At 36.3% G+C, this 12016-nt stretch carries 12 protein-coding genes; all 12 read right to left on the bottom strand.

The genetic code is table 11. From position 1 onward, the window contains the following. Positions 1 to 46: 46 nt before the first annotated feature. The 12 genes from FC57_RS09670 to FC57_RS09615 all read right to left on the bottom strand — a co-directional run bounded on the left by FC57_RS09670 (position 47) and on the right by FC57_RS09615 (position 11831). Positions 47 to 1342 carry an MBL fold metallo-hydrolase gene (locus FC57_RS09670; protein WP_007126183.1) on the bottom strand — a complete coding sequence of 432 codons (1296 nt, stop codon included), beginning with the start codon at positions 1340 to 1342 and terminating at the stop codon, positions 47 to 49. Continuing rightward, positions 1326 to 2150, bottom strand: coding sequence for a carbohydrate ABC transporter permease (locus FC57_RS09665; RefSeq protein WP_007126182.1), 825 nt, complete (start codon positions 2148 to 2150; stop codon positions 1326 to 1328). The genes FC57_RS09670 and FC57_RS09665 overlap by 17 nt, the downstream gene beginning before the upstream one ends. A 3-nt stretch (positions 2151 to 2153) precedes the next feature. Then, complete coding sequence (locus FC57_RS09660) at positions 2154 to 3020, bottom strand: carbohydrate ABC transporter permease (RefSeq protein ID WP_007126181.1); 867 nt, start codon at positions 3018 to 3020, stop codon at positions 2154 to 2156. Beyond that, positions 3020 to 4105, bottom strand: a complete 1086-nt coding sequence (locus tag FC57_RS09655) for an ABC transporter ATP-binding protein (RefSeq protein WP_007126180.1) — start codon at positions 4103 to 4105, stop codon at positions 3020 to 3022. Before FC57_RS09655 ends, FC57_RS09660 begins: the two co-directional genes overlap by 1 nt. 268 nt (positions 4106 to 4373) lie before the next feature. Continuing rightward, entirely contained in the window at positions 4374 to 5801 is a 1428-nt protein-coding gene (locus FC57_RS09650; protein WP_007126179.1) for a C69 family dipeptidase, read from the bottom strand. Positions 5802 to 5846: 45 nt separating this feature from the next. Continuing rightward, entirely contained in the window at positions 5847 to 6701 is an 855-nt protein-coding gene (locus FC57_RS09645; protein ID WP_007126178.1) for a DNA/RNA non-specific endonuclease, read from the bottom strand. Between the two features lie 92 nt (positions 6702 to 6793). Continuing rightward, the gene (locus FC57_RS09640; RefSeq protein ID WP_007126176.1) at positions 6794 to 7750 is read right to left on the bottom strand and encodes an exonuclease domain-containing protein; all 957 of its coding nucleotides are present in this window, start codon (positions 7748 to 7750) and stop codon (positions 6794 to 6796) included. A 7-nt stretch (positions 7751 to 7757) separates the two neighbouring features. Beyond that, positions 7758 to 8579: an SIR2 family NAD-dependent protein deacylase gene (locus tag FC57_RS09635; protein ID WP_007126175.1), complete on the bottom strand. Its 822-nt coding sequence runs from the start codon at positions 8577 to 8579 to the stop codon at positions 7758 to 7760. 16 nt (positions 8580 to 8595) lie between these two features. Further along, complete coding sequence (locus FC57_RS09630; protein WP_007126174.1) at positions 8596 to 9234, bottom strand: DUF421 domain-containing protein; 639 nt, start codon at positions 9232 to 9234, stop codon at positions 8596 to 8598. 1 nt (position 9235) lies between these two features. Further along, entirely contained in the window at positions 9236 to 9685 is a 450-nt protein-coding gene (locus FC57_RS09625) for a DUF3290 domain-containing protein (RefSeq protein ID WP_007126173.1), read from the bottom strand. Between the two features lie 76 nt (positions 9686 to 9761). After that, entirely contained in the window at positions 9762 to 11072 is a 1311-nt protein-coding gene (locus tag FC57_RS11360; protein ID WP_316244697.1) for a collagen-binding domain-containing protein, read from the bottom strand. 129 nt (positions 11073 to 11201) lie between these two features. Further along, the gene (locus FC57_RS09615) at positions 11202 to 11831 is read right to left on the bottom strand and encodes a hypothetical protein (protein ID WP_040529597.1); all 630 of its coding nucleotides are present in this window, start codon (positions 11829 to 11831) and stop codon (positions 11202 to 11204) included. Positions 11832 to 12016: the final 185 nt, after the last annotated feature.

The following is a 12016-nucleotide window of genomic DNA, read 5'->3' as shown; positions in this document are numbered from 1 at the left end:
ACGATTTAACTAGCACCACGCGTAACAACAATATTTTTTTGATTTACTAAAGCGTGATTGTTTGACCACGTTTAGGTAAAATCCGTTTTCCAAATGGATTCTCTTCCAACTCCGGATGCAATGTGTGCACCGGTACTAAAATTGCTGGCTGAATCCCATCAATTATTTCCTTGAGTTCTTTTTCATCGGCATGACCTGAACAGCGCAATGCAATGAACTCAATCTTCTTTTTAGCAAATTGATCTACAAAAGGTTTATATGCAGGGTCGAAATCACCTAATGGCTCTGCATTGGAGTGAATGTAGATGCCTCCTTCTTGAAGCTTATCATAATCGCTAACAGCTTGCCATAAATATTTATGCTTATCTGTTAAAAGGTCGGCATAGCTGACTTCTAACGCAGGATCAAGATCAGAATACTTTTGCTCTGCTGGCAAATAATAATAAGGATAATCCTTATTCAGACTCTCTTTAATCAAATGTGCGCGTTGAGCATTAAGAACTACCTTTCTTGGCGAATCAGCAATAATTCTTAATAGACGTTCTACATTTGTTGGATAAGTATTAAAGGTAATCTGGCGATCTGGATTTTCTTTTTGCAAACGAACAATTTCTTCAGTCAGTTCTGTTTCATTCTTAGGGCCAGTGAATTCTTCACTGTTTTCATCATGCTTTTCTTCTGGCCAGGATACGCCAGTACCTTCAATGATTAACATATCGCTACCCTTAGCCGCCTTCATGAAGGCACGTACCCAATCTGGGTGATAACCATGCAGACGGATATCACCAGTATAAGCAATTTGTTTATCAGGCGTCTTAACCAGCAAGCCAGTTGCACCATAAGCATCATGATCACTTGGATATATTTCCAGGGAAATATCGCCCACTTGAATTGGCTTCTTATATTCAGCTGCAATAATCGGACGAGTATAGTTTTTATCATGTCCAGCAGCCGGTAATAAGAAATTACCTTTTTCATTTAATGCAGGAAGCAAATGCGCAGTAATCGGACCTGCGTAAAGTGGAATCTCTGGAGCAAGTAAATTCAAGGCCTTACTGTGATCCAAATGCAGGTGTGAAATATACGCAGCAGAATGTTCCCAACGCTTAGTATCAATTGGCTTACCAGTGACCTTTGGATCATAAAAATTCGGTACATCACCAATTAATTCATTTTTGATTAAAGTCTTATAACTTTCGTCAGGCAGTTTTAATTCAGGACGATAAACCTCGCCTAAATCAAACAAAACATGAGACTTGTTATAAGCAACTTCAATCATTGGCCCACCAATTGTGGTCAAGCCATTATAAAAAGTAACGGTTGTCTTATCCTTTAAGGTCATTGCGCACTACTCCTCGAATAATTTGTTTTCTAAAGATGAAGTATAAAATCAAAATTGGCAAAACAGTTAATGTTGCAGCAGCCAATTGTAATTGCGTTTCACTACCAGCATCCGAAGCAAATGAGGTCAAACCGTTGTTTAACAATCTCATGCTGTCTTCGTTAGTTACCAATAATGGCCATAGGAATGAATTCCAACCTGAAATAAAGCTTAACAAAGCTACAGTAAACAGGCCACCTTTTGACATTGGCACCAAAATTCTCCAAATGTATTCCCAATCGCTAGCACCATCAATCATCGCAGCTTTATAAATAGTCTGTGAAATCGAACCGAAGTAGCTTTGCAAGTAATACATGTAGAAAATTGAAGTCAAGAATGGCAATACCAAACCAATATAAGTGTTAAGCAAGCCCATCTTGGCAATTGTGTTGTAGTTAGTGAAGATGATCGCTTCACCTGGCACCATCAATAATGACAAAAGAACTACTTGAACAACACCCTTACCTTTGAACTTTAGGTTAACCATGGCAAAGGCACCAAGCAAAGCGTTAAACAAACTAACAATTGTCGTTACACTCGCTGTAATAAAGGTGTTCAAGAAGTAACGTGCAAATGGTGCTTGGGCGAAGACCTTCGCATAGTTTCCCCATTCTGGGTGTTTAGGAATCAAAGTCGGTGGAATAGTAGTCGTTTCTCTAAAATTCATCAAGCCGCCTAAGATCATATAAATAAATGGAAAGACAGTAATAATCGCAAAAATCGCTAAAACAATGTAGGCCACTAATGTACCCCAACGAATCTTCTTCATCTTTTACTGTCCTCCAATCTTTTTCATCATTTTACGTTGCAAGAACGTTACGAACATAATGATGATAAACAAAACTACAGTTGCAGCCATCGCTACACCAGGCGTACCAACAATTTGGAATTTATTATAAATGTAGAACACAGCTGTTGTAGCAGAATTTCCGACACCTGCTTGCCCGTTGAACAAAGCATATACAGAAGTATAAATCTTGAACGCTGCAATGATATTCATCGTCAGTAAAAAGGCAATAGTTGGTACCAATTGTGGCATTGTAATTCGCCAGAATTTTTCGGTACCTGTTGCACCATACATATCAGCAATTGTGTAGTAGTTAGGATCAATATTACGCAACGCACCCATCAAGATTACGATGTTAAAGGCAAGTGAAGTCCATACACCAAAGATAATGATGGTAGTTACAGACATCGATGGATCGTCAATCCAGTTAGGAGCTGGCAAATGGAGAGCTCTGAGCAAAAAGTTAAGCATCCCATATTCACCATTAAAGATATAACGGAACACGATACCAATCGCAATTGTTGAAGTTACGTAAGGCATAAAGAAAGTCGTTTCAAAGAATGACTTATGCTTTACACGACTGAAAATAAACCAAGCCAGCATGATCGAAATTGCCAAAGCAACTGGTACTGAGATCAATGCATACAGCAAAGTGTTTCTAATAGCACGCCAAAATTCGGGATCACTAAAAATATATTGATAGTTGCTTAAGCCGGACCAATTTAAATTAATCAAAGATCCGCTTTGGAAACTCATCACAAATGCCCGCAAAATTGGGTAAATACTAAAGAAAGTAACAAAAATAATCGTTGGCGCTAAAAAGAGCCACGCTTTCTTTTGATTGCTCTTCATTAGTAGACACGCTCTCCTTCCTTATCAAATAGGAATACTCGATCGAGTCGCATCTTCAAATTAATGCCGTCACCAGCCTTAATTGGAGTTTCAAGGTTAACTAATGAACGTGCTTGAACGCCATCATGAGTAAACTTCAAGATTCGTTCACGTCCAATTAATTCTACGTCGTCAACCTTAGCTGAAACATGGCCGGTTTCAGCAGGCAAAATATTTTCAGGACGAACAGATAAAGTGTATTCGCCATCAGTTAAGTCACGTTTGAAACGACTTTTATCTAAATCATTAACGTTGATTTCAAAATCTGAACCAGTAATCTTGTCACCGTGTACAGTTACCTTAAAGTTATCGATCACAGGATTACCAACAAAATTAGCAACAAAGTAATTATTAGGTTCAAGATAGAAGTTTTGACCTAAGTCATCTTGTTGAATGACACCATTATTAAAGAGGATAATCTTGTCACCAATTGATAAAGCCTCTTCTTGATCGTGAGTAACAAATAAAGTAGTAATACCCACTTTTTTAACTAAAGTACGGATTTCTTCACGAATCTTCAAACGAAGACGAGCATCCAAGTTACTCAAAGGTTCATCCATGAGCAAAATCTTAGGCTCTTGCACCAAAGCACGTGCAATAGCTACACGCTGTTGTTGACCACCTGACAAATTACCTGGCTTTTGATCAGCAAGTTCCATAATTTGTGTAGTTTCCATATACTTTTCAGCAATTGCCTTTGCCTTATCTTTAGGCATCTTTTGCTTGCCCACAGTCAATGGAAACATAACGTTTTGTAATACCGTCATGTGTGGATACAAAGCATAATTCTGGAAAACGTAGCCAATCTGACGATCCTTAGGCGCAACGTTTACCACAGATTTACCGTCAAAAAGAATATCGCCGCTTGTAGGATTAAGCAAACCTGCAAGCATATTTAAAATGGTTGTTTTACCACAACCAGATGGGCCAAGCAAACAAACAAGGTCGCCTTTCTTAACTGAAAAGCTAACGTCTTTAATTGCTTCATGACCATTGTCATAAACCTTTTTAAGGTTCTTTACTTCCACGAATTTATCATCATTCATAAGTCTCACACACCACTATATATTGATTTAAATTTATAAATTTCTCTATTAATTCTAAGCTAAAGAGACAAAAAGCACAAATGATTCCTATAAAAAATTCGTGGTTACTCAGGATTAATGAAATAAATTTCACTCAGCATTCGGTTTTGGTTCGTATTTTCAAGATTATTATTTAATAAGTTTTATTTTTGTTCGGTTTCACTAAATATTGTGGTACGTACCAAAAAAAGCGATCATAATTTTACCCATGATCGCTTTTCATTAAAAATTATAAATTGTCGCCACGTTCAAATTGATATTTAGAATTGTTCAAAGCTTGTCTTACTAACTTACTCATTAATTCCTTAGTCTTCTTAATAATTACGCCAGCAGTTTCATCATTAGCAGCAGTCAGGTACTTAATTAATTCAGTACCTTTCATTTCTTTTGCTTTTTCATCAATTTGATCAATTCGACCAATGCCGTAACTTTGACAATCATCACGATATGCATTCACTTGATAAACATATTCATGATAACGTGGTTCAACAATAACTTGTAAAGTCTTGTAAAGCCAGTAAGCACTGCTATCTGGATCAACCATATGATCAGCTACTTTGTAATTAAGCGGTGTATCTTCAATATTGGTGTAGAACGGTACATATGGTGAATATGCGTAAAAGCCCATGTTGATCCATTGAATTGCAGCCATTTTAGCAGGCACATCATTTCTAATTTGCAAAATGCTTGATTCTTGGTTTCTATCCAATGCAATTGAACGGAACATCTTTTGTTCCTTCTCTGTCCCTGATGAGAAAGTATCCATTGGATCATATGGAGTGCCATTGTAGTGACTAGTTAGAAATCTTTGAACATCTTCAACGCCAATCTTCTTTTCTGGTACACGAGTAAATGGCATTTCTTGACTAGTTGGATCTTGTTCAACGCTAGGATTAAACAACTTTTGACCATACCAAGTTCTTGGTGTGTTGTAGAATGCATCGGCTTCATCTTTAGTACCAAAAATGTCTCTAAATGAGAAGCTGCCATCTGCACTATTATTTAAGTGATTCTTTTCTACAAATTCTTGAATGCCTTCAGAATACATAAAGTTATCTGGATCATCAAAATCAACATTTTGAATCACCATAATATTTGGACAAATTGCATAAGAATCATCAGGAATACGAGCGGCAACCCATTGGTGACCAGCCCCTGTCTCAAGATACCAAACTTCCTTACTATCTGAGAAAGCAATACCGTTAGTTTCGCCAGTACCATACTTTTCAATTAAACGACCTAAACGTTTAACGCCTTCACGTGCAGTCTTAACAAATGGCAAGGTAATATACACCATTGAATCTTCATTAATACCATCAGCAACAAGCGGATCATGACCTAAACAGCGTGCATTAGTAGCTTCAGTTTCAGTAGCTGACATAGCGACGTTATATTCATTAATACCTTGTTCATCCCAGCGTCCATCTGAATCATCAGCAGTTGGCGCAGCAGTCCACTTGCAGCCATCGCCCTCAAGATGCATCTTAAAGCCGTTATATTTGGAAACATAGTCCTCATCATAGTGACGAGCTTGGTTAACTACAAAAAGCTTTTCGTTAATGCCACCGTAACCGTCTTCGTCACGTGCAATCATGGTTGAACCATCAATTGAAGCATCTTTACCGACAAGCATTGCGGTACAGTTATCTTTTTTCATTAGTTGTACTTCCTTCTTAAAATTAAAATCTATAGTTACATTCTACTATTCATTGACCTGCATTTGGCGATCAACTTTTGCTCTACCATTATTATAGTTAAATTCATATCCTGGTTGCACGTTGTAAAGATAGACATTGAAATCCAGCGTGCCATCTGTTGAAACGGCTTGGAGATTGACACCACGCGCCATTAATTCATTGCCTCTAAAAATGGCAGTTGCCTGGTAAATCACGCGTTTGTTTTGCCGTAACGCTTTTCGCACTTTTGTTTCAAAAATCGTTTGAATTTTTTGATTAGAAAAAGCAGACTGAGTAAATAAATTCTTAGGATTATTTTGATCACCAGATTGATTATTAGGATTATAGGTGCCATTTTGATCAATTCCAGCTGAAACAGAATAAGCAATCAGGTGTCCTCGATTGTAAATTTGTACACCATTTCTTCGGTTATAATGCCATGCTGTTGGCTCTACAAATTGGCGTACACGCAAACTGTCATTAGCGACATTGCGTCTTTCCAAAAAGGCAGTATTGGAACGCGATGTTCGATTAAGCGAATCAAGGTTAGAATAGATGACCCGATTTACCTTCCAAGAACTTTTAACCAAAGTCGAACGATTATGGTTGACCTCAATATATGCTCGACTACCACTCTTAAAGTTCAGATCCGCCAGCTTTTTATAATCAGTCTGTGATAAACCACCATAAGCCTTGTTGCTCTTAGATGCGTTTTTGATTGTATTAGTAACATGCTCATCATTATTTCCCGTGAAATCTTTTAAAAACTGACTGCCATTAGGATCACTGCCAACCTTAGTAAAGATTCCCCAAATAATCGCAATAATTACAATTAGTGATGAAAAAGCTGTGCTTTGTTTTCTACGTCTTCTTCTTGCCATCTTTTTTCTCCTTCGTACTAAAAAATAATACTAATTCAAACATTAGTTTGCAAGAGAACAAAAAGAAAAAGTTGCCTTTAAAGCAACCTTCTTTAACTACGTGCCCAATCGTCAAGCATCCCTAAGAAGAAACTTTCCGATAATCGCTTGATTTTAGCACCATTTTTTATCAGATCACGCGCTGTATTCAAATCTTCATTGTCTTTTCTAAAGAAATCATGATCGCCCATAATCAAATAATTAGTTGTAGCAAGCACGCCATCATCAACCGTACCACCCATATTGCCAATCATCTTATTAGCTTCATTTTGATCCATATGAATATGACCTGATAAAACAATATCTTTATTTTGTACTGGATTTCTAAAACCAAGCTGATAATAATCAAGTTCATCACCAGTCAGATCAAAATTCTTAATCCGACTGCGTGCCGCTTCAAGCAACTCTTCAGTAAAGTGCTTGTTAAAATCATTGTAAACTTTAATCGTATCCAATGAATCTGCCAATCCATGGTGTTGCTCTACTTGAGCTATACCGGCTCTCTGCATGCAGTCAATTAAACGATTGTGTCGCTCACGCGGATAATATGCTCGCGCCAATCGTAATACATCAACATAATCATTATTCAATACAGGCAGATTGTACTTTTGGCTTAAATCATATAAAAAATTCAAATCAAAGTTAACATTGTAGCCGATGATTGGATCATCACCAATAAACTCACGAAACTCCTTAATCGCCTGTTCTGCTGGAATTCCTTCATTAACTATTTGTTCTTCGGTAATGCCATTCAATTTAGTAATAAAAGCTGGCACTTTATTGTTTTTAGGGAATTTTACTAGATTAGTATATTGATCAACAATCTGATTGTTTCGTACTTTTACCGCACCCAGTTCAGTAATTCGATCACGATAAGGACTTAAGCCAGTAGTTTCAATATCCAGCATGGTGTAATTGGACAAAAAATCTGGCTTTTCTTGTCCCTTTTGGCGCAATTTATCTTGGGCACCTGAGACATGTAAAATCCCATTTTTTACGTAAATACTCATCTTTCACCTATTTAGCTAAACTCATCAACATATTATGTGAATCAGTGGCAAAACCAACAGCCCTCTTTTTAAGATCATCTGGCATATCTTCATCTGCCAAATCAGCTGCTACATAATGCCAGTTAGCAAACTGTTCAACCAATTTAACCATTGGATCAAGCAATTGGGGACTAGTTTCATCCACGCCTAATTCAAGGACAACTACATTTTTATCTTCATTGCCTGTTAAGAACCAACGAAAACGCGTATTAGCATCTGTGTCAGGAAAGAAGTTAGCATTAAGCGGCATATGCAATTCCATTGGTGAATCGCAGTCCTCACATTTTGGCACCAGATCGTCTGAAACATTGCCATCTTTGATTGCTTGCAAAAACTTTTTAACCACCGGACGATCATCCTTTTGACCATGATTAATACCACTAGAACATTGCATTCTAGTCCAGTCGCCAAATGCATTAAAGATACGGTTTTCATTAAAGCCTGCATTTTCAAAGAAATGACCAAAAGTACTGGTAGCAATAAAATATTGTTTATCCTTAAGCAATTTCTTCAAAGCTAACATGGTTTCACTTGGCTCATACTCTAATGAATATTCATTAACCAATTCACTCCAAAAGCTCCATTGCTCACTCCAAGTATCAAATTTCTTATCGAGGGCATCCCCAATAGTATGTACATCATACTTGTCAGCAATCTTGCCGAATTGATCATCAAAGCCTTCTTCGCTCAAAATATCCAAGCCTTCTTCTTTAGCCATCCCGTTACCAGCAGTAACGATCACAGCATCAGCCTTATCTAACCATTCTTTTACTTTAGTTAAATCCGTCATTTTGATCTCTTTTCCTTCATTTGGAATATCCGGTAAAATGCAATTTTCCGTCAATATATTCGCCTAAAAAGACGTCACTAATATTATTATAACCCGCCTGCTCTACTTCTTGTCTCAGCCAAGTCTCATCTTTATGAATCAGTTCAAGAACATCAATATTAATCTGACCATCACTAATAATTGGGAAACGAATATTAGCTTCATCATTTTCAATAACAGTTAATTGCCCATTTTGCTCAAAAATACAATTCTTAACTTTTTCAACTGAATAAATCCCTTGACTACGCAATTTAAACATCAATTCATTAGCAGAGATTCCAGCCTTCATGCAGTTGCCAACTAATACCTTACCATTTTTAATAACTTGAATCGGCTTGCCATCAATCAAGGTCCGAATCCAATTGTTGTGATCGCGTCCGAATTTCAAAATGAATACAACTAACGTCCAAAGAATTAATGCTAAAAGAAACTGCAAAATGGTAATCGCTGGATTATAGATCAACCCACCAATAATAGCACCAAGGACATAATTCTGGAGCTGATCTAACGCTGTCGTGGGTGCCAAATTACTTTTACCAAATATATTAATTTGAATAATCAAAGTTAAAATACCTAGGAGTAGTTTAATAAAAAGATCCATGTAATTTAACTGCATTTTAGTTTTTCACCTCTACTTTATGATCAATGACATGTGCCTGCATGAGCGTATATGTATTATGATCTTCATTAAGTTTTAGTTGATAATCAATATTTTTAGAATCAATCCGCACAATCATGCCATCAGTTAACGTCGTGGAATTGACGAGGACATCAGCGGTACTTACATTTTCATCCTTAGCAACTGACTTAATAAAAGGAATAATCTGCGTTGCTTCAGACTTTTGCGCATTGATTTGTTCATACTTTTCATATTGCGTACCAGCAAATAATAGTAGAAAAAGCAAAGCAATAATTCCTAAATCACGATAACGCGTTGCAAATCGGTCACGCAAATAGAGAATTGCAAAAATCACCATCGCCAAGGCAGCAACCAGCATTAAGATATACAAAATGGTTCGATCAGCATTTTGATTATTCTGAATATATTTCAACGTATAAAAAGTCATACACTATCCCTCTGTTTTTTTAGGATTAATTTTACCACATAAAAAAAGCAGTGTTTTCACACTGCTTTTGAGGAGACTATTCGTCTTTTTTCTTACGTTTTTTAGAAGTTCCGGCTAGGCTCGTAATACCAAGTGCTGCGGCTAATGCACCAAGTAAACCAGCTACTTCGCTCTTATTATGCTCACCAGTTTCTGGCAAAGTCTCTTCGCTTTGCCCTTTTTCAATTACTTCAGTCATTTCAGTTGAAACAGTTTCTGGAGTTTGTTTTTCATCAGAAACTGTAGCAGCTTTAACTGGAGCAACTTCTGGAGTTGTGGAATCTTCTTTTTCTGCATGCGGAGCAACAAATTCCTCTTCATCCTTTTCAGGTTGAGATGGATACTCTGAACCAGGTTCTTCTTCTGGTAATGGAGGAGTAAATTCTTCTGAATTTGGTGTAGATGGTGTCGTAGGTTGAGTTGGCGATGTTGGTTGTGTTGGAGTTGTAGGTTGACTTGGAGAAGTCGGTTGATCTGGCTTTTCTACTTCTTCTAACGGTGGAATTAAATCCCAACGATGAGTTTCACCTGTTAACGTCAACTTCTTACCAATAATATTGCCATCTACATTTTGTTTAACAATAAGATGTGCATTCGGAGCTAACACACTACCGAAAAAGTAATCATTGTCAAAAATAATTTCTTCAATTTTTGTACCAAAGTTCCACAATAACTTATTATATTTCTCATGCTTTTCACCTGAATTAGTTATAGTACTACCATCTCTATACTCTAATACCATGTGAGTATTAAGTGTTAATCCAGTATTTTTGCTAATAACATTCAAAATGATAATTGGTTCTAAAGCACCTGCAGGAATACCTTTGATCCTAAATTCATGTTTATTATTTCCCGTGATATAGTCAGCATTGACTGTTACATAAATAGGTTCATTTTGAGAGAGGTCTACTTGTGAAAGATCAATAATATTGTCTTTAACTTCAACACCAGCAGTTTGCTCATGCTCAGCCCATTTATCGGCCTTTTTACCTAATTCTTCAAGCTTGGCATTAATATCAAGTCGTTGATCAGTTTGAAGAACATGACCGTACGGTACATTAAAAGTTTTCCATTCACCGTCAACCAATACTTCTATACGATGAGGTTCATTTTCTTTAGCTCTATATTTAATATCAGGTCCGAAAATAATTAATTTGTGATTTTCACCATTAATTTGATTCAAATTAACGATACTATCAATATAGTGAATATCACCAATTGTTAAATTAGTAAGGGCTTCCTTGTTAGTTCCGAAATCTCCCGCATTTAGATTTCCGATGGCGACATTTCCAGCCATATGCGAAGTACTATCAATTCCTAGACCAAAAATATGGAAAATGCCTGCAATACCTAATGGATGTTTGGCAGCGATCGTTTCAAGATATGTCTTAAGTTCAGCAAGTTTTTTAAGTTCTTCCGGATCCTTATTTTTAATTTTTTCAACATCAATATCACTCAGATCAATAACTGGGGTCTTCTATTGACTATCTGTAGTTGTTGTAGAATTAGTTTCTATTCCAGTTTCTCTTTCATTTACTTGCTCATTATTTTCTACTGGCTGTTTATTATTTTCTGTGGTTGGAGATTCATTGTGAATATCTTTATTATCATTTATATCTTTATCAACAGTTGAAATTGTTTCTGAAGCATTAGATTCACCATCTTTAATATTGCTAGCTCCTACTGAAACCTGATTTTTTTGAGTTTCAGCTGGGATATTATTTGAAGCATCAATCGTAGTCTCTGATTGACCAGATGAATTTTCAGTAATTACTTGGTCAACTGTACTTTCAGCACCTAATTGTTCGTTTGGTTCACCTGTTACATTCTCAGATGTTTCACCATTTTGTATTTGACTATCTTGACCTACAATTTCATTATTTTCAACTGTATCTTCAATAGTATCAGCCTTAACTACAAAACTTATTTCTTCTTCATTTTTTCCATTAACTATTTTTTTAACCGGTTTAGCATTCCCTATTAAACCTGCTCCTAATAATACAGAAGCTGTTCCCATTGCAGCTTTTTTAGCCTTGGGGCTTAATTCTTTATAGTCTTTATGATTTTTATTACTCATCTTCTTTTTAAAGTTTTTCTTAGATGTCATAATAATAGCCTCCAAATTATATACAATTCTCATTACTTAATAGCTTTGATATTTAATATATTATCTTGAAAATCCCTCTTTGAAAAGTGACATATTGTCTCTTTTACGCAAATTTTAACTTTTTTAGAATTAACTTATTGCAATCAAAAAACGCCGGATAAATTGATACAATCCCACTAAAGTGG

Origin of the sequence: Lactobacillus ultunensis DSM 16047 (genome assembly GCF_001436305.1) — a bacterium.
Classification (GTDB): Bacteria; Bacillota; Bacilli; order Lactobacillales; family Lactobacillaceae; genus Lactobacillus; species Lactobacillus ultunensis.
Note: the sequence above shows the minus strand (reverse complement) of the source record. Positions and strands in the feature narration are given on the sequence as shown.